At 38.5% G+C, this 17823-nt stretch carries 21 protein-coding genes and 1 pseudogene; 10 read left to right on the top strand and 12 right to left on the bottom strand.

Going from position 1 to position 17823, the window contains the following annotated elements; genetic code table 11:
* Positions 1-62 precede the first annotated feature (62 nt).
* Positions 63-278, bottom strand: a pseudogene (locus AC58NB_RS13935) (hypothetical protein); the annotation flags it as partial.
* A 359-nt stretch (positions 279-637) separates the two neighbouring features.
* On the opposite strand from AC58NB_RS13935, the gene AC58NB_RS13930 reads away from it, so the two are divergent.
* From AC58NB_RS13930 to mnhG, 7 genes are read left to right on the top strand one after another with little or no spacing between them, the layout of a single operon-like run.
* Complete coding sequence (locus tag AC58NB_RS13930) at positions 638-3046, top strand: Na+/H+ antiporter subunit A (protein WP_497427444.1); 2409 nt, start codon at positions 638-640, stop codon at positions 3044-3046.
* A complete protein-coding gene (locus AC58NB_RS13925) occupies positions 3043-3465 on the top strand; it encodes a Na(+)/H(+) antiporter subunit B (protein WP_497427443.1) in 423 nt (140 codons plus the stop codon). The genes AC58NB_RS13930 and AC58NB_RS13925 overlap by 4 nt, the downstream gene beginning before the upstream one ends.
* Complete coding sequence (locus AC58NB_RS13920) at positions 3465-3806, top strand: Na(+)/H(+) antiporter subunit C (protein ID WP_497427442.1); 342 nt, start codon at positions 3465-3467, stop codon at positions 3804-3806. Before AC58NB_RS13925 ends, AC58NB_RS13920 begins: the two co-directional genes overlap by 1 nt.
* On the top strand, positions 3799-5283 hold the full coding sequence (locus tag AC58NB_RS13915) for a Na+/H+ antiporter subunit D (protein WP_497427441.1): 1485 nt from the start codon (positions 3799-3801) through the stop codon (positions 5281-5283). The genes AC58NB_RS13920 and AC58NB_RS13915 overlap by 8 nt, the downstream gene beginning before the upstream one ends.
* Before the next feature lie 7 nt (positions 5284-5290).
* Positions 5291-5767: a Na+/H+ antiporter subunit E gene (locus AC58NB_RS13910; protein ID WP_497427440.1), complete on the top strand. Its 477-nt coding sequence runs from the start codon at positions 5291-5293 to the stop codon at positions 5765-5767.
* Positions 5767-6048, top strand: coding sequence for a Na(+)/H(+) antiporter subunit F1 (locus tag AC58NB_RS13905; RefSeq protein ID WP_497427439.1), 282 nt, complete (start codon positions 5767-5769; stop codon positions 6046-6048). Before AC58NB_RS13910 ends, AC58NB_RS13905 begins: the two co-directional genes overlap by 1 nt.
* Positions 6035-6391, top strand: coding sequence for a monovalent cation/H(+) antiporter subunit G (gene mnhG / locus AC58NB_RS13900; RefSeq protein WP_497427438.1), 357 nt, complete (start codon positions 6035-6037; stop codon positions 6389-6391). The genes AC58NB_RS13905 and mnhG overlap by 14 nt, the downstream gene beginning before the upstream one ends.
* A 52-nt stretch (positions 6392-6443) precedes the next feature.
* Here the strand turns inward: mnhG and AC58NB_RS13895 are convergent, their stop codons facing one another.
* A complete protein-coding gene (locus AC58NB_RS13895) occupies positions 6444-6830 on the bottom strand; it encodes a hotdog fold thioesterase (protein ID WP_497427437.1) in 387 nt (128 codons plus the stop codon).
* 190 nt (positions 6831-7020) lie between these two features.
* On the opposite strand from AC58NB_RS13895, the gene AC58NB_RS13890 reads away from it, so the two are divergent.
* Both AC58NB_RS13890 and AC58NB_RS13885 read left to right on the top strand, forming a co-directional pair.
* Positions 7021-7200 carry an asparagine synthase gene (locus tag AC58NB_RS13890; RefSeq protein ID WP_497427436.1) on the top strand — a complete coding sequence of 60 codons (180 nt, stop codon included), beginning with the start codon at positions 7021-7023 and terminating at the stop codon, positions 7198-7200.
* Between the two features lie 115 nt (positions 7201-7315).
* Complete coding sequence (locus tag AC58NB_RS13885; RefSeq protein WP_497427435.1) at positions 7316-7738, top strand: YuzC family spore coat inner layer protein; 423 nt, start codon at positions 7316-7318, stop codon at positions 7736-7738.
* A gap of 42 nt (positions 7739-7780) precedes the next feature.
* Here AC58NB_RS13885 and ymaG read toward each other — a convergent pair whose 3' ends face one another.
* From ymaG to AC58NB_RS13855, 6 genes are all read right to left on the bottom strand, one after another.
* A complete protein-coding gene (ymaG, locus tag AC58NB_RS13880; RefSeq protein WP_497427434.1) occupies positions 7781-8023 on the bottom strand; it encodes an inner spore coat protein YmaG in 243 nt (80 codons plus the stop codon).
* A 134-nt stretch (positions 8024-8157) separates the two neighbouring features.
* A complete protein-coding gene (locus AC58NB_RS13875; RefSeq protein WP_497427433.1) occupies positions 8158-9666 on the bottom strand; it encodes a leucyl aminopeptidase in 1509 nt (502 codons plus the stop codon).
* Between the two features lie 746 nt (positions 9667-10412).
* Complete coding sequence (locus AC58NB_RS13870) at positions 10413-11198, bottom strand: ABC transporter ATP-binding protein (RefSeq protein WP_497427432.1); 786 nt, start codon at positions 11196-11198, stop codon at positions 10413-10415.
* A 14-nt stretch (positions 11199-11212) separates the two neighbouring features.
* Positions 11213-12235, bottom strand: coding sequence for a FecCD family ABC transporter permease (locus tag AC58NB_RS13865; RefSeq protein WP_497427431.1), 1023 nt, complete (start codon positions 12233-12235; stop codon positions 11213-11215).
* Positions 12228-13232: a FecCD family ABC transporter permease gene (locus AC58NB_RS13860; RefSeq protein ID WP_497427430.1), complete on the bottom strand. Its 1005-nt coding sequence runs from the start codon at positions 13230-13232 to the stop codon at positions 12228-12230. The genes AC58NB_RS13865 and AC58NB_RS13860 overlap by 8 nt, the downstream gene beginning before the upstream one ends.
* Before the next feature lie 15 nt (positions 13233-13247).
* On the bottom strand, positions 13248-14222 hold the full coding sequence (locus AC58NB_RS13855; RefSeq protein WP_497427469.1) for an iron-hydroxamate ABC transporter substrate-binding protein: 975 nt from the start codon (positions 14220-14222) through the stop codon (positions 13248-13250).
* Between the two features lie 248 nt (positions 14223-14470).
* Between AC58NB_RS13855 and AC58NB_RS13850 the strand changes: the two genes are divergently transcribed.
* Positions 14471-15322 (top strand): alpha/beta hydrolase, encoded by an 852-nt coding sequence (locus AC58NB_RS13850; RefSeq protein ID WP_497427429.1) that lies wholly within the window; start codon positions 14471-14473, stop codon positions 15320-15322.
* 69 nt (positions 15323-15391) lie between these two features.
* Here the strand turns inward: AC58NB_RS13850 and spsC are convergent, their stop codons facing one another.
* The 4 genes from spsC to AC58NB_RS13830 all read right to left on the bottom strand — a co-directional run bounded on the left by spsC (position 15392) and on the right by AC58NB_RS13830 (position 17753).
* Positions 15392-16054 (bottom strand): stationary phase survival protein SpsC, encoded by a 663-nt coding sequence (gene spsC, locus AC58NB_RS13845; RefSeq protein WP_497427428.1) that lies wholly within the window; start codon positions 16052-16054, stop codon positions 15392-15394.
* A gap of 115 nt (positions 16055-16169) precedes the next feature.
* Positions 16170-16493 (bottom strand): YuiB family protein, encoded by a 324-nt coding sequence (locus tag AC58NB_RS13840; protein WP_497427427.1) that lies wholly within the window; start codon positions 16491-16493, stop codon positions 16170-16172.
* Between the two features lie 91 nt (positions 16494-16584).
* A complete protein-coding gene (locus tag AC58NB_RS13835; protein WP_497427426.1) occupies positions 16585-16710 on the bottom strand; it encodes a YuiA family protein in 126 nt (41 codons plus the stop codon).
* Positions 16711-17273: 563 nt separating this feature from the next.
* Positions 17274-17753, bottom strand: a complete 480-nt coding sequence (locus AC58NB_RS13830) for an NUDIX hydrolase (RefSeq protein WP_497427468.1) — start codon at positions 17751-17753, stop codon at positions 17274-17276.
* Positions 17754-17823 lie beyond the last annotated feature (70 nt).

Here is a 17823-nt window from a genome sequence, read left to right as displayed (position 1 = left end):
TATTGCCTGAATTACGGTCAAACATCATATGGAGGCTTACTGCTCGATCATGATCAAATCAGTTAATACCGTATGGCTTCGATTGCTTCAAAAACGGGTATTAGAAAACATCCCCTTTTATAGGTGTATCTTACATATAAGAAGATTAAATTCACCCTACCTAAAGCGGCTTTAAGCAGGGTTAGCCATGTGAAAGTATCTACAATAGACTTTAATCCAGTAAATAACATAAAAAAGCAGATAAAGATCAATAATAAGGATAATTTAATAGTAGTATCTGAAAAGAAGCTCGCATTCCTTTATACAATCTTGCTTTTTAAAAGGTTATCGTTATGGACAGTAAACGAAAGACTAAAATGCCATAATAGATAGGAAAGGAAAATAGTCTGTAATATATATAGTCCTCATTATGGTTATTTCTTTTCTTTTATTTTTAGATATACATTATTTTTTCATGGGGAAATTTAATTTTTTTTATTTTTTCCTTCATATAATATCGCGCTTAAGATTATGAATACCAGTCTTTACAAGTACAGTCTAATATAAATTTCCTGTATAATTTGCTATGCTAAATGTACATATACGTACATTTTGTTGTAAATTTTCAATATTTTATAAACAAATTAGGGAGGTCCTTATGTCGATGCTTCACTTGAGTATATTATTGCCTTTTTTAGCTGCGATCTGTGTGCCGTTCCTGGGCAAATATGCTCGTAAAATACATACCGGATGGTTCGTACTTATTATACCTATTGTATTATTTAGCTATTTGTTTACGTTCCTGCCTGAAATCGCAGATCATCAATCCATAACAGCAAGTTTTGCATGGATTCCTTCACTAAATATATCTTTTGATGTTTATGTGGATGGATTAGGCCTGCTTTTCGCTATGCTGATTACGGGTATTGGTACGCTAGTTATTCTGTACTCCATTTTTTATATGGATAAAACGAAAGAAAAACTAAGCAATTTTTATGTTTATTTACTATTATTTATGGGGGCAATGCTTGGGGTTGTTTTATCTGACAACTTAATCGTCCTTTATACGTTCTGGGAATTTACAAGCCTTTCCTCCTTCCTGCTAATTGGATATTGGCATGATAGGAAAGGATCTCGCTATGGAGCACAAAAATCCTTATTAATCACCTTTTTAGGTGGCTTATCCATGCTCGGAGGTTTCATTACCCTATCCGTCATGGGAAATACCTTCAGTATCAGAGAATTAATTTTAATGGCTCCAGATTTGGTTAACCACCCACTATTTTATTTTTCCATGATACTCGTATTGTTAGGCGCATTTACAAAATCTGCCCAATTCCCATTCCATATTTGGTTACCTGATGCAATGGAAGCACCAACACCTGTCAGTGCTTATCTCCATTCAGCAACAATGGTTAAAGCAGGGATCTATTTAGTAGCACGGATGAGTCCAATTTACGCACTATCAGGTGAGTGGATGTGGATTGTAGGTCTTGTTGGTATCATTACACTCATTTGGGGTTCCTTTAATGCGGTACGTCAGTATGATTTGAAAGGAATTCTTGCTTATTCAACAGTTAGCCAGCTCGGATTAATTATGTCCCTGCTTGGCATTGGCGCAGCATCCATACATTTTGGATCTGCTGATTCGAATGTATATATCGCTGCTGTTTCTGCAGCAGTTTTCCATTTAATTAACCATGCAACCTTTAAAGGTTCGTTGTTCATGGTCGTTGGTATTATTGATCATGAAACAGGAACAAGAGACATTCGTAAACTCGGCGGGTTAATGACTATAATGCCAATCACATTTACAATTGCAGTGATTGGGGCATTCTCAATGGCGGGCTTACCACCATTCAACGGTTTCTTAAGTAAAGAAATGTTCTTTGGTAGCTTGTTAGACATAGCTCAGGCTGATTTCCTTAACCTGCAAACATGGGGAATTCTCTTCCCTGTTATTGGCTGGCTCGCTAGTGTATTCACATTTGTTTACTGTATGATTCTCTTGTTTAGAACATTTGGCGGTAAACTTCAAGCTGAAAAATTAGATAAAAAGCCACATGAAGCACCGATTGGCTTATTGATTTCACCCATTATACTTGCAGTATTAGTTATTATATTTGGACTGTTTCCTAACATCCTATCTGCAACCATTATTGAACCAGCCACTTCGGCTATCCTGCCGAGCCTGTATGAGAACGGCAATCCAGAGCATCTGCACATTGCAATGTGGCATGGCGTAAATGGTGCATTGCTGATGACAATTGGAGTTGTACTTTTAGGAATCATCCTTTATAAGTTCTATCCAAAATGGAGCAAGATTTATACGTATTTCTCTGATAAATACACATTAAACAATGCGTATAACAAGGGATTAAGGTCACTGGATACAGGTTCCCGTATCATCACGCGCGGATATATGAATGGAAGTATCCACGATTATTTAGTTTATGTATTTGGATTTATGATCATCAGTTTACTTTATACAGTATGGAAAACCGATAGCTTTACTATCGAAACAACCAGCATGACTCCAATTGGGGTTTATGAGGTTATTTTGGTCTTTATCTTAATCCTGGCTTCATCCATGATCCTGTTTGCAAAATCGAGACTAACTTCGATTATTTTAATGGGAGCGGTTGGTTATACAGTATCTCTTTTATTCGTTCTATTCAGAGCACCTGACTTAGCATTAACACAATTTGTCATTGAAACAGTATCTACATCCCTGTTCTTGCTTTGTTTCTTTCACTTGCCGAAGTATAAACCAAAGGAAAAGCGCATGCGCTTTAAATTGACGAACCTAGTCATTTCTCTTGGTGTAGGATTTACGATGACACTTATCGCACTTGCTTCTCACAGTACGAAGCTATTTGAGTCTATCTCTGAATTTTATAAAGAGGTTACGTACAAAGAAGCTGGTGGAGAAAATATGGTTAACGTGATTCTCGTTGATTTCCGTGGTTTGGATACAATGTTTGAAATCACAGTCTTATCCATTGCGGCCATTGGAATTTATACCATGATTAAACTCCGTCTCACGAAAAGAGGAGGGGAAGAATGAAAACAAATGATTTGATTTTACAGACGGTTACTAAAATCGCAACATTTATTATTATTTTATTCTCTATACACATTTTCTTCGCCGGACATTACACTCCCGGCGGAGGATTTATCGGTGGTCTAATGACTTCATCAGCCATCATTCTTTTATTGCTGGCTTTTGATTTAAAAACCGTTAAAAGTTTTCTGCCAATCAATTATTTATCACTGATAGCGGTAGGGCTGTTATTATCTGTAGGAACAGGAGCCGGCGCTTTACTCTTTGATGCTCCTTTCCTGACACATGCCTATCAATATTTTGATTTACCGCTCTTCGGTCATACATCACTCCATACAGCGGTTATCTTTGATACCGGTGTCTACCTGGTTGTAATCGGAGTTACGATGACCATTATTCAAACAATTGGGGAGAGTGAATGATGGAAATTTTAATGTGTGTTGCAATAGGAATATTGTTTACCATAGCTACCTATTTACTTTTATCTAAAAGCTTGCTTCGGATCATTATTGGAACAAGTATATTGAGCCATGCGGTGAATTTATTGGTTCTTACCATGGGAGGATTAAAACAAGGTACCGTGCCTATTTTAAGTGAGCAGGCAAAATCTTATGTGGATCCTCTGCCACAGGCATTAATCCTGACAGCGATTGTTATTAGCTTCGGTGTCACATCTTTCTTCCTGGTATTGGCCTATCGTTCCTATCAGGAACTTGGAACGGATAACATGGATCAACTGAGAGGAAATAAGTCATATGAATAACCTTGTTATATTACCAATTTTGCTACCATTATTGACTGGAATATTACTGTTATTCCTTGTAAATAAACTAAATGCTCAACGAATAGTCGCTTTATTCTCATCGATATTGCTCATAGTCGTTGCCATTTCACTTTTAATCGAAGTGAAAACAAATGGCATATTAACCTTGCAAGCCGGCAGCTGGGATGCACCATTCGGTATCAGCCTTGTGGCAGATATGCTGGCAGCCTTGCTTGTTTTAACCACATCACTCATTACATTAGTGACGATTATTTATTCTTTTAAAAATATTGATGCAGCGCGTGAAAAGTATTTTTATTACGCCCTTATTCAATTTTTAATTGTTGGAGTAAATGGAGCATTTTTGACAGGCGATATCTTTAACTTATTCGTATTTTTTGAAGTCATGCTGATGTCTTCCTATGTATTGCTGGTCACTGGTGGAACAAAAGTACAGCTGCGCGAATCCATCAAATACTTGCTAGTAAATGTGATTGCATCTGGCCTTTTTGTTGCCGCAGTTGCCTTTCTTTACTCTGTTGTTGGTACGCTGAATATGGCGGATATCTCAGAAAGAATTGCAGAGGTAGATCAACCGGGAATTATTACAGTTATAGCTGTTCTGTTCCTGATAGTTTTTGGTTTAAAAGCAGCCATCTTTCCTTTATATTTTTGGATGCCTGGTTCGTACTTTGCACCGCCAATTCCTATCCTGGCCCTATTCGGCTCCCTTTTGACCAAGGTAGGGGTTTATTCCATTCTTAGAACCTTTACCATACTGTTTTATCACCAAACCGATTATACGCATACATTGCTCGAATACCTTGGAATATTGACCATCATTTTCGGCTGTATTGGTGTATTGGCCTATATGGATGGTAAAAAAATCATTATATACAATATTGTCATTGCCATTGGTGTCATTATCTTTGGTATTTCAATTATGAATACGGCTTCCATATCCGGTTCAATCATGTATACACTTCATGACATGATGATTAAAGCAGCTCTGTTCCTTCTAATTGGAGTCATGATGGCCAAAACAGGGACGAGTAATATTAAGCGCATGGGTGGATTAATTCATGAATCTCCACTTTTAGCCTGGATGTTCTTCATCGCTGCTATATCATTAGCCGGAGTTCCGCCATTCAGTGGGTTTGCTGGAAAATTGCTAATCATACAAGGTGCTTTTGATGAAAGACACTATGTAGGAGGATTAGTAGTTCTATTCTCAAGTTTAATTGTTTTATATTCCGTAATGCGAATTTTCATATTTGCATTTTGGGGAGAGAAAAAGACTTACGACGAGGAAACATCCAAAAAAGACAATCGCTTTTTACTGTTGCCGATTGGTATTTTACTCGTAGTCTCAATCTTGTACGGATTAGGTTCAGAATTTGTCTATACGTATGTTTCTGATGCAGTTGATGTATTAATGAATCCATCAGATTACATTCAGGCCGTACTGAAGGAGTGATGAAGATATGTCTTATCAAATATTATTAAATGTAATTTTGGCCTTGACCTGGATGTTCCTGACAACATCAGATACAGCCGCTTCATTTATTATTGGTTATTTAATTGGGGCGATTATCCTTTTTTTATTCAGACGCTTTTTTTCAACTCGTTTTTATATGCATAAAGTAGTTGCTGTGCTTCATCTTTTAGGGATCTTTATTCGTGAATTACTGATTGCAAATTTTGATGTTTTTAAAACCATTATCAGACCAAAGCTTGAATTGAAACCAGGCATCTTCACTTATGAAACAGAGCTTAAATCGGATTGGCAGATTACTCTTCTTTCCTGTCTGATAACCTTGACTCCCGGTACATTAGTGTTGGATATTTCTTCTGATAATAAGACATTATTTATCCATGCTTTAAATTTATCGGAGATTACTGAAATGCAAAATAGCATAAAAAATTCCTTTGAACGGCTTATTCTGGAGGTGAGTGAGTAATGATTAATTTTTTCCTTCAACTATCCCTACTGTTTGTAGCTATTTCCATGCTCATTCTAATCTACAGAGTAATCAAGGGACCAAGTATCCCTGACCGTGTGGTGGCTATGGATGCTATAGGTATGAACTTAATTTGCATGATTGCCATTTTGTCTCTTTTACTCGACACATCTATGTTTTTAGAGGTAATCCTTCTAATCGGTATTCTTTCGTTCACTGGTACGGTTGCCTTTTCAAAATTCTTAGAGAAAGGGGAAATCATAGAAAATGAACGAAATTAGTTCCTATATTTTTGTAGGTATAGTTTTATTTGGTTCTATATTAACCGTTATATCTGCACTCGGAATACTCCGTTTACCTGATGTATATACACGAAGCCATGCTGCTTCAAAAACATCCACTTTAGGTGTAACCCTAGTGTTGCTTGGTACATTTTTATACTTTTGGATTACAAAAGATAATTTCAACTCCCGTTTAATATTGGCGATATTTTTTATTTTTATGACAGCCCCTGTTGCAGGACATTTAATCAGTCGTGCTGCCTATAATACAGGCATTAAATTATGGGAACATAGTGTTCGTGATGACTTAAAAGAGACAAGAAAAAAGCAAAAAAATAGTTAACGACAAAAAAATGAGGATGATCACAAGGTCTTAAATGACCTCGTGAACATCCTCATTTCTTTGTTTGGATCACAGCAAGCGTACATCTGCTAATACAGATCAGATCATTTTCTTCATCCGTTATTTTAATTTCCCATACCATGGTTTTTTTACCTCTGTGTATGATAGATGCAGTAGCTGTCACGAATCCATCTCTCTTACTTTTAAGGTGGTTCGCATTAATTTCTAATCCTACAACCGCTTCGTTTTCCTTATCAACCATTGAATATCCTCCAAGGCTGGCTACCGTCTCAGCCAGGGCTACTGATGCCCCGCCGTGAAGAAGTCCCATTGGCTGATGTGTACGATGGTCAACAGGCATCGTTGCCACAACTCTTCCTTCACTGACTTCCATAATTTCTATTCCTAATGTCCCCATTAATGTTTGGCTTAAATCCATTTAATTGCCATCCTTCCCATCGCTTATTAGTTATCAATTTGTCAAAGAGCGGAAACATAAAGATGTAAAGTCTTCTTAAACCAATGCCCTAGAAATTTGGTTTTAGGCGTGACTCCTTTTAAGTGACATTATAATTGAACTGGATTCCGTATGACTTTACAGAGGCACATCTAATGGGAGGATTGATCAAATGGATATTCGAGAAGGAATGGTTCCAACAGTATTAGGTACTGCTGTCGCTGCTGCAGGTTATGCCATGAAACAATCGCATAACAGCAATAAAATGTTTGCCAATACACTATTTGGGTTTGGACTTGCCCATATAGCACTTGGAGTAATCGATTTAGTCGAACATCGAAACCACTATTAACGATCCCTTTACCGAGAAATAAGCAACTTAACCGTTGCTTATTTTTTTGGTCTAATACAATCCTACCTTCTCTTATATATAGGTATACATGTAATTAAAAAGAGGAGGTGCCTATATGTACGGAAATCAACAATTTTACAGCTGGAATCAAAGTCTTGGACCTCATTATCAAATACCTATGTGGATCAATCCACCTGTACCTTCTGTGCCTAACACGAATTATTATTCTCCATATAGCCGGAAAGTTCCTGCTGTAGATACAAGCAAATTTAGAAATTCGGCCAATAAAACCGCTTCTTATCTTGCTGAAGCATTAAAAATCACCAATCGAATTTCCACATCTCAGGAACTGGCTTACAAAATAATGACTGCCTCAGAGCTTAATAACATTAGCCAAGTAAATCAATTATTACTTTCAACCGGTATCCTAATAGCTCCTTCCATTTATTATGATCCAGAGGGGATACGGCTCGTTTTCACTGACAAACAAACCTCTCCACCCTGCTGTGAAGTGGGAGTTGTTATCAGATGGAGCTAAAAACCAGCAGTTTGAAATCTGCTGGTTTCATTACATTTTTTATTAATAGAATCCGCCACCATATCCCCATGGGGAACCATATCCATACGGAGGATAACCATATCCATATCCCCATGGTCTGCTAAGCAATGCTCCACCTATTAATCCGCCGGCTAATCCTAAACCAAATCCCCCGATCGGACCTCCAAATCCAAAACCAAAACCTGGCCTACCCCATGGTCTTCCCCACGGTCCGCCCCACGGTCTACCCCATGGTCTACCCCATGGTCTCTGTCTATAATCCATCTGTAAAATACCTCCTGTGTGTTTTAATGCCTACACTATTATGTATGCATAAACCTAACAACAGGTAAGGGCGGATGTCCCTTAAAGGATGGCATTTCTTTGTAATTACCTTTAATGATTCTTTAGGAGTTGGATCATTCTTCTCCATCCAAGCCAAAACGTTCAACAAGCACGGCTAATGTCCTTGCCATCACACCGGTAGCACCCGATGGGCCAAGTTCATAGTCTGAGCGCCTCGTGGATGTGCCGGCAATATCTAAATGCACCCAAGGAGTATCTTCAGCAAATTCACCAACAAAGGCTCCACCCATAATGGCATGACCCTCTCCTCCTGGAGAATTATTTAAATCAGCTATTTTACTATTGCGGACACGTGCTTTATGCTTTTCAGTAATCGGCAATCTCCACATCGGTTCTCCGGCTTCATCTGAAGCTTTTAATACTTCTTCAAACCAGCTTTCATTATTCGTCATTGCTCCTGTCATATCAACACCTAAAGCAGTTATAACCCCACCCGTTAATGTAGCCACATCAACTAAATAATCTGCTCCATGCTGTTTCGCATAAGTGATTGCATCCGCTAATACCAAGCGTCCCTCTGCATCTGTATTCAGAACCTCAATTGTTTTGCCAGCCATAGAGACAATGACATCATCTGGCTTAAAGGCATTTCCAGAAATCATATTGTCTGTTGATGGAATTACTGCCACAACATTTTGTTCAGGTCTTAACTCCCCAATAATCTCCATAGCTCCAAGGACAGCGGCTGCTCCCCCCATATCTGTTTTCATTCCAACTATACCTGCTTTTGTTTTCAGGGAATACCCGCCTGTATCAAATGTAATCCCTTTGCCGACCAATCCAATCACATCGGTCCAGTCAGATTTCCCTTGATATTTTAGGACAATCATTTTAGGTGGTTCTTCAGACCCTTGATTGACGGCAAGCAAAGCTCCCATTCCAAGTTCCAGCATATCCTCCCTTTCAAGTATCTCATATTCAAACTGATACTTATCAGCTAGTCCTACGGCATAATTCGCCATGTCTGTTGACGTCAACATATTGCCAGGCAGGTTCACTAATGTCCGCGCTGAATTGGTTCCCTTCCCATAGGTATATCCAACAAAAAGAGAGGATTCAACAAGCTCTTGATCGGCATCCGTATAAACAGTAATCTCTTCTACCTTTTTGTCAGTTTCATTACTCTTTTGCTTATAGCCTTCAAATTCATACGTAGATAAAGCAAATGCTTCACCTAAGGCATGAGCTGCATCTTCAATCGTAATGTCATCGGTCAGGAATGATGTTAAGTCAATACCAATCTGTGTCCATCCACTACCTTCGACTTTCTGAAACATTTTACCAAAAGCTTCTTTAAGTTCTTCAAAGGTTAAATCTTTTTGTTTACCAAGTCCAATGAATACTAATCTTTCCGGTGGAATTAAACCAAGTGTATGTAAAATCGATACTCTTTTCTTTCGAGCAGAAATATCACCGATCTTAGCCAGTTCTTGAAGTTTACCGTTCATCCTTTTGTCTGCGTCCGATAAATTGGCCGCTAGTGTAACCGGATGATTAAATGCTCCTGTTACCAAAACAGGAATCTGTATTTGACTCGGATTCTCATTTATTACTTTAAACATAAAAACTCCTCCTAATCATGTTTCTTTACCTGTTGCCTTATACTGTCACCAGTACGACACTTCCCCTTTTATCTTACCATTGACATCATTATTTAGTACCAATCACGCATTTTCATTTTGCTAACTACAACAATCTATATCATTCAAAACATATATAAATAACCATAAAAAAACAGAGGTTTTTGGCACCTCTGTCATTTACGCTATAAACCAGCTTCAACTCCTAGCTCCTCGAGGTCATAAGGATAGCCACTACGGGGAGGAACGTCCCCTCCAAGCCTCTGTCTTATGCTTGTCGCATCTGAACAAGGCCCTTCAGCACTATATCCGGCTTCAGGGCCTAGACGCTCGAGTCATAAGCATAGCCTCAGCGGGGGAGGAACGTCCCCTCCGAGCCTCTGTCTTATGCTTGTCGCATCTGAACAAGGCCCTTCAGCACTATGTCCAATCCGGCTTCGATTCCTAGGAGCTCGAGCATAAGCAAATACACTACGGAGGCCTACAGGATGTAGGTCACAAAGGCGTTGCCACAGGATGTGGCGTTTGTAGACTTTGCTCCTCAATTAACCCTCCCTTCGTGTATTCGTCTTATGCTTGTCGCTCCTGACCAGTCGTCTCAGCACTATATGTAATCCGGCTTCAACGGCTAGAAGCTCAGGACATAAGCATGGTCTCTGCAGGAGGAAGAACACCTCCTTTCGATCCCCTGTCTTATGCTCTTCGCTTCTGGGCAAGCCGTTTCAGCACTATATTAATGATTCATATCCTATGCATATGGGGGACTGGTCATAGGGGTCGATGATGACTCTGGCTTCTATTTGGAACACCTCTTTTAATACTTCCCGATTGATAATATCACATGGTGAACCGGAGTTTATAATACATCCATCTTTCATGGCGATAACCACATCTGAATATCGTGCCGCATGGTTAATATCATGTAGGACCATGACAATCGTACATTTTTCTTGTCGATTGAGCTCCTGAATAGTTTGCAATACATCCAGCTGGTGGGCCATATCCAAATAAGTTGTGGGCTCATCCAGTAAGATAACGTCTGTTTTCTGAGCCAGTGCCATGGCCAGCCAAACCTTTTGTCTTTGCCCGCCCGATAAGTTTGCTATACTTCTATCTCGAAACGTTTCTGTTTTGGTAACCATCATCGCCCACTCAATGATTTCCTTATCTTCCTTTGTCAGTGTATTCGTACTTTTGCGATGCGGATAACGCCCATATGATACCAGTTCTTCCACTCCGAGCATTCCGGGCGAACTAGGGCTTTGTGGCAGCATGGAGAGTTTTCTCGCAATTTCTTTCGTCGAAATTGTGTTCATATCTTGTTCCTGTAAAAATACCTTTCCTTGCTTTTGTTTCAATACTCGCCCCATTGTTTTTAGCAAGGTAGATTTTCCGCAACCGTTTGGTCCAATAATAGTAGTTATTTTACCCTCAGTAATATCCATGCTTAAATTTTGAAACACGGTCTTTTTTTCATAACAGGCTTCAAGATTTTCTGCACGTAAAATACTCATTTCAAGAATCTCCTTTATGCTTTTGCGTTTTTTAATAAATATAAGAAGAAAGGTACGCCAATTATGGATACAATAATACCAACTGGCAGTTCAGCAGGGGCAATGACGGTTTTGGCAATATAATCAGCCAGGACCACCAACAACGCACCGATAGCTGCACTTATAGGAAGAACATATCTATTTTGTACACCAACAAGATAACGGGATATATGAGGCGCCATTAAGCCAATAAATCCAATGCTTCCTGATACAGATACACAAGCGCTTATTAAACCGATACTGCTTAGCAGTAAGATTGATTTTTCTTTATTAATGGCAATCCCCAAACTGATAGCACTACTATCCTCCAATTGGAGCAAGTCCAATATATAGGCCTTTTTAAAGATAATTGGTATACAGATGATCAGCCAGGGGATCATGGCCAGGATATAATACCAATTTGCATCGTATATACTGCCCGTGCTCCACACTACAGCCATCTCAAAATCAGTCGCCTTCATTTTCAGAGATAAATACAGGGAGACAGCACTAAATGCTGAACCAATAGCGATTCCTGTCAAAATGAGTCGCTCTACATCAAGGGAACCGTTTTTCCAGGAAAAAGCAAAGATGATTAGGGCGGCCAGGAGTCCTCCAACCAAGCCAAATAAGGGCATAGCCATAATAGAAAGCCATGTCATCCCTTGAAACAAGCTATGAAAGAAAAACATGAATAAAACCACAGCTGTACCGGCACCTGCATTAATCCCGAGTATACCCGGATCAGCCAGACCATTCTTGGTTACTCCCTGAATCACGGTACCCGCTATTCCAAGCCCTATTCCAACAAGACAGGCAATCAGTATACGAGGCAACCTGAAATCAAATAGAATTAGATCATATTCAGGATTTTCATTTAGTCGTAATAATGTCCGTATGACATCCATAACAGATAATTGGAATGTTCCAGCCATCAAGCTATAAACTATAACGGCTGTTATGACCAGTAAGATTATCGATAATGTTAGGTAATATCTTGTCTTTGATGTTTTATGCATGGCTGCTTCCCCCTTTTGTCCTAATTAGATAAAGGAAGAATGGTACACCAATCAATGCAGTCACAACGCCAATAGGTGTTTCAAAGGGATAATTAATAAATCTACTTAAAATATCACATAAACCGAGAAATACACCCCCCAATATACCTGCACAGGGAATCAACCATTTATAATCCATGCCAACTAGCATACGGCTTATATGAGGAATAATTAGACCTACGAAACCAACTTTTCCAACCAAAGCAATTGCCGTCCCAGTTAAACAGATTACAGACAAAATACAAATCACTTTGACTAGCCCGGTGCGCTGGCCTAAGCCAATCGAAACTTCCTCACCAAGAGATAGGATGGTCACCGATTTTGAAACAAACAAGGCAAGAAAAATCCCAACCAGCCCAAATGGCACGGCCAGTGATAATAATTCAGGGTCTATTTGATGCAATCTCGCATTATACCAAAAACTTATATTTTGTGAGACTTGGTAATACGAAGCCAATGCTTGAGACAGACTGCTTAGAAAAGTCCCAATCACAGTACCAATAATCGCTAAACGAACAGGCGATAGACCATTAGGAAGCATGGACCCGAGTCCATAAACAATTCCGGCACCGAGCGCTGATCCTACCATTGATAATAAAATCATCTCAATAGATGTCATATTGGGCAGGAAAATCATTGATAAAGTTATGATAAAAGCCGAACCATCCGCTACTCCCATAATTGAAGGGGATGCAAGATAATTTCTTGTCATCCCCTGCATTAATGCACCCGATATAGCAAGAAAGGCACCAACTAGAAGTGCGCCTATCGCTCTCGGTAATCGGGAAGTCATAATAATGGCATGATCCACATTACCGGCATCATAATGAAACAAAGTATTCCAAACCGTTGTATAATCTATATGCTTAGCTCCATAAAGAACGGATAACAGGGTGATCACGATTATCAGTATGGGGGCCGCACATATGATTAATATAGGGATTGTCTTCTTATCCATTCCTCTAAACAATCCTTACTCAGCTAAAGAGCCAGTTGCAGCTTTCAGAAACGCTGTCTTACTCCATGCCGTACCACCCTGAGCAAGAGGATCCACAGTATTGACGAATACGTTTCCGTTTTTAGCCGCATTCATACTTTTCCAAATTGGGTTGGCTTCTAACTCATCCAATGCTTTCGGTTTATCAGCATTTTCACTTTCTTCAAATTGAAGGAACACATAATCCGGATTTACTTCTGCAAGTTTTTCCATGGAGATGACTTCCTGTGCTTTTGCAGCTTTCACCACTTCTGGTACCTCAAGCCCCAAATCAGTATATAGTATCGGGTTAAGGTACATATTTTCTGGATACACATAAACACTGCCACCTCGAATACGCAAGACCATTACTTTTTTACCTTTCATGGTTTCGCCTAATTGTGCTTTAGCGGACTCAGCATCTTTTTTATAATTAGATATAATCTTTTCCGCTTCAGCCTCTTTACCAGTCAATTGAGCCATTAGCTTCAAATTATCTTCCCAATTTGTAGAGATATGAGAATATGGGAATGTTGGGGCCACCTTTGTTAATTGTTCAGTAACATTCTCCTTCGCTTTGGAAGTCCATAGAATCACATCTGGCTTTAAACCTAGTAATGTTTCATAATTTGGCTGTGTCTTCTCTCCTATCGACTGGGCACCAGCTAAATCATCTGCCAAATATTTCGGCAGTTCCCCGGCAATTGTAATCGCCCCGACTGGTTTAACTCCCAAAATAGCTGCATCCTCCATCGATTCAAGGCTAGCGGTAGCGATTTCTTTCACTTCAGATGGAACCTTGTATTCTTTATCTAGGTAAGTAATGGTTTGGGTTTTAACCTCTGATTGCTTGCTCTCATCTGCTTTTGCTGTATTTTCAGATTGATTGGTTTTTGACTCTGTACTGTTACACGCTGCCAGACTAAGGCAAGTCATTGCTGATAATCCCACTATTAATAAATTCTTTTTCACATTCATTTTCTATCATCCTCTCTTATCTTCACATTTTTATGTATTCGTTTTCATATCTGTAAAAAGCTGTTTTACCTACCCTCCAATTTCCAATTTATTCGCAAAAGTTGATAATGATAATCATTATCAGTTATTATATAGAATATATATTAATAACCTGAAATTTTCAATAAATTTATGTAAAATTTTGATTTTTTATGATTTATTTGTCATTTGGTTTCGTAAATCAAATAGGAATGAGGGACAATATGAACCAGACACTTCCAGAAAATCTTTTTGAAAGCAGCTTTCCTTGGGTGCAGCATGTATCTTTACCTAACACTTGGCAAGTTGATATGAGTGATCCAAAGCAGGAACGTTCCTATCGCATTTTCATTTACAGGCCTGAAACATCCCCCCCTGCTGAGGGATATCCGATAATCTATGTGTTGGATGCCAACGCTGTATTTAGCACATTTGTTGAAGCGGTGCGTGTACAGAGTGGGAAACCAGAAAAAACTGGCGTATTCCCTGCTATTATTGTCGGAATTGGCTATCAAACAGATCAACCCTTCTCACCATATCGTGTTTATGACTTTACCAGACCCATATCAAATAAAGATTTACCACCGCACCCAAAAGGATTGGAATGGGCCCCTCATGGCGGCGCTGAGCATTTCACCACATTTATCAGGGAAGATATAAAACCAGAAATAGAGCGCATGCTGTCGATCAATAAAAGCAAACAAACGCTATTTGGCCATTCGCTTGGAGGATTATTTGTATTACAAACTCTTTTTTCACAGTCGGAATTATTCAATACATATATTGCGGGCAGCCCTTCGATTCATTGGGATCCACAATTTTTCATGATACAGAAAGAGGCTTTCATCCAAACATTAAAGCAAACAAGTCGTCAACTACATGTTTTAATTGGTGTAGGGGAACTCGAAAAACAGCATTTTAGTGGGATGAACAAAAATGCTTTTGAAATGTACGAGGACCTCCATGAGTTGAATCCATATGGAATTCATATTCAGTTTAAGGAGTTCTCTGATGAAAGTCATGTCTCTGTATTATTGCCACTAATAAATCGTGCCATTAGACTTTGTAGCATATAAACGAATGTAACAGGGGCGAATTCTGAAAACGAAAAAAACCGCCCATAAGGAACGGTAGGATAAAATTCTTTAGTTTTTGTTAATGATTTGATTTCTAAATACTTGCAAGCTTTCTGTTTCATTTAATGCCTTTAGCTCTTGTTCAGTTAGCTTGCCTGTTCCCTTACTGATTACATATACTTTTAGCTGCTTTTTCCCCCATTGCTGATATACATCCTCCACGCTATTGTAAAATAGGTCAATTTTATTCCCTTTTATAGCCGAGCCTGTATCAGCTACTACTCCATATCCATAAGATGGAATAAAGAGAATGGTCCCGATTGGAAAAACGTTTGTATCTGCTGCTATTGTTGAATACAAATCTCGTTTTACCTTTACACCGGAAAATGTAATCCCATATCCAGGATGGTTAGGATATTTCCCGGTAGACTCGTACCCCGCTGTATATCCTGTGGCGACTACCTCTTCAACAGGATATTTATTCCAGTCATCATTATCTTCCAATGAGGAAGCTGGTTTTATCTGTTTAGCGGTTGAGGCGGTATTGCTTGATAAAGATACATGATCTATTGGCTTACTATGTTGATCCTTTGCTATTTTGGAATGGATCTGACGAAGAACAGGAAACTCACGAACATTGATTCCTGTAAAATATGAAAGGGTAACAAAGGTTGCCAGTAGAAATAAAAGAGCTAGTGAAATGGCTCTGATTAATTTAAAAGAATGGTCCATGTGATTTATCTCCTTTCACACAAACCATTCTTCCCAACCTCAGACAAACTATTCTATTTTCAGAAATGTGTACACTACATTAAATAAAAAACCTTTAACGATTACTCGAAAAAGGTTAAAACATTCTGTATCCCTTTGAACGGAGAATTCTAATCACAATACCAGATAGAATAGAACCTGCAAAACCTCCGAAAAGAATAATCGTATCCGCGATGGCAAGGTTGAGTAAATGCTCTTTTAATAATTGAAAACTCGAAGACGGATTTACAAAGTACTCCCTTACCTTTAGGCTATTAATAATATATAAAGATACCAAAGGATAGATTACTGCCATAATCCATGTCTTTCTAAACAGCATATTTAAAATAAATCCCAGCCCAAAAAATAAGATAAAGAACAAAACAAAAGAAACAATAACAACCGGAATCGACATGCCCATTCTCTATACTCCCCCCTAAGTCGTACAAAAGTAAGTTTATAGGATGGAAGAATTTTCGTCAATTGGGTTGTTTTTGAAATAACGTTATCCGCTATTTATTGTTATTCTTTGTTTTTCCGCTGCCGCCACAGCATGAACAAGTTTCTGATCCACCTAGTAATAATTGAAAATAACCTTTTCCATAGCAATATGGGCACTGATATGACTTTTGATTCATAACCTTACCACCCCTTTATTTATTGAATATTCTGATAATATAACAGAAATTAAGAGAAATGAAAAGTGCTCCATATAAGGCACAAACCAAGTGTAAGCGCATACAACTTAGTAATCCTATTATATACTCGCTTATACACAAGAAAATCATTTATTTTGATGGGTCCCTCTGTCACTTCTCAATCCTGTCTTGATATGAAGTACGTAAAGAATCAGAAGATAACGTTCAGATTATTCGATAATGGAGTACATACCAAATTCATACAAATACCGATATAAATGATCAGGAATGGGCCATTTCTTTAGTTAAAGATTATCTACGCGACAGAAATGAATTAATTGAAGATGAAAACCATTTTGTACTATATGATGGGGAGGTAAATAATTATATTATTGTAAGATATTCTACCTTGCTATCAGGTCATTCTTCTACAAATGGACGGTATGGAGTAAATATTGATAGTGGAAAGATTAAGTATATAAATGAGATTATTTTTTAATAATAATACCTTTTTTGCTATAGGACAAAATTAAAAGACTGTTCAACCTATCTTGAACAGTCTTTTAAATAAACAATTTATAAGCTGTATATTGAAATACATCACCTGGATTAATTCCTTCAAGTGGTTTTTTATGAAGAGACGCATGCTTATCGTTTATTTCCTTTAATAACAGCGAACTGTCCGGATCTCTCTTGATTGCCTGTTCGTCCATAAAGGCAACATCTGATAATTCAGCTTTTTGAATCATAATCTCTCCAGCAATGGGTTCCAGTAAAAACAATAGCATATTATCACTAATCTCATTACGAATGACACCTGTCCTAAGACCAAATAACCCTATAACCTTTGTATCAATCCCCGTCTCTTCTTTAATCTCTCTAACCACAGCCTCATCGGCTGTTTCCCCTGGCTTTACAAAACCTGCAGGCAAAGACCATTTCCCTTTTAAACCGCCATATGACTTCTTTACAACGAGCCACCTGCCGTCTTTTGTTATGACCAGTCCTGCTACTCCCAGCCATACATATTTACTTCTTTCCAACATTTCATTTCACCCCCCTTTCCTAAAGTAACATGATATTATACAAAAAGCTGCCCTGAATTAAACGGAC

The organism is Pradoshia sp. TA40_28, from assembly GCF_059694525.1.
This window is presented reverse-complemented; position numbering and strand designations above follow the sequence as displayed.

Bases quoted from the DNA above. Each gene is read 5' to 3' on its own strand.
- AC58NB_RS13895 (WP_497427437.1), bottom strand. From the start codon at position 6,830: ATGGATTTAAGCCAAACATTAATGGGGACATTAGGAATAGAAATTATG.
- AC58NB_RS13905 (WP_497427439.1), top strand. From the start codon at position 5,767: ATGATTAATTTTTTCCTTCAACTATCCCTACTGTTTGTAGCTATTTCC.
- AC58NB_RS13875 (WP_497427433.1), bottom strand. From the start codon at position 9,666: ATGTTTAAAGTAATAAATGAGAATCCGAGTCAAATACAGATTCCTGTT.
- ymaG (WP_497427434.1), bottom strand. From the start codon at position 8,023: ATGGATTATAGACAGAGACCATGGGGTAGACCATGGGGTAGACCGTGG.
- AC58NB_RS13835 (WP_497427426.1), bottom strand. From the start codon at position 16,710: ATGAATCAAAAGTCATATCAGTGCCCATATTGCTATGGAAAAGGTTAT.
- AC58NB_RS13865 (WP_497427431.1), bottom strand. From the start codon at position 12,235: ATGCATAAAACATCAAAGACAAGATATTACCTAACATTATCGATAATC.
- AC58NB_RS13930 (WP_497427444.1), top strand. From the start codon at position 638: ATGTCGATGCTTCACTTGAGTATATTATTGCCTTTTTTAGCTGCGATC.
- AC58NB_RS13860 (WP_497427430.1), bottom strand. From the start codon at position 13,232: ATGGATAAGAAGACAATCCCTATATTAATCATATGTGCGGCCCCCATA.
- AC58NB_RS13850 (WP_497427429.1), top strand. From the start codon at position 14,471: ATGAACCAGACACTTCCAGAAAATCTTTTTGAAAGCAGCTTTCCTTGG.
- AC58NB_RS13885 (WP_497427435.1), top strand. From the start codon at position 7,316: ATGTACGGAAATCAACAATTTTACAGCTGGAATCAAAGTCTTGGACCT.
- AC58NB_RS13870 (WP_497427432.1), bottom strand. From the start codon at position 11,198: ATGAGTATTTTACGTGCAGAAAATCTTGAAGCCTGTTATGAAAAAAAG.
- AC58NB_RS13915 (WP_497427441.1), top strand. From the start codon at position 3,799: ATGAATAACCTTGTTATATTACCAATTTTGCTACCATTATTGACTGGA.
- AC58NB_RS13920 (WP_497427442.1), top strand. From the start codon at position 3,465: ATGGAAATTTTAATGTGTGTTGCAATAGGAATATTGTTTACCATAGCT.
- spsC (WP_497427428.1), bottom strand. From the start codon at position 16,054: ATGGACCATTCTTTTAAATTAATCAGAGCCATTTCACTAGCTCTTTTA.
- mnhG (WP_497427438.1), top strand. From the start codon at position 6,035: ATGAACGAAATTAGTTCCTATATTTTTGTAGGTATAGTTTTATTTGGT.
- AC58NB_RS13925 (WP_497427443.1), top strand. From the start codon at position 3,043: ATGAAAACAAATGATTTGATTTTACAGACGGTTACTAAAATCGCAACA.
- AC58NB_RS13910 (WP_497427440.1), top strand. From the start codon at position 5,291: ATGTCTTATCAAATATTATTAAATGTAATTTTGGCCTTGACCTGGATG.
- AC58NB_RS13840 (WP_497427427.1), bottom strand. From the start codon at position 16,493: ATGGGCATGTCGATTCCGGTTGTTATTGTTTCTTTTGTTTTGTTCTTT.
- AC58NB_RS13890 (WP_497427436.1), top strand. From the start codon at position 7,021: ATGGATATTCGAGAAGGAATGGTTCCAACAGTATTAGGTACTGCTGTC.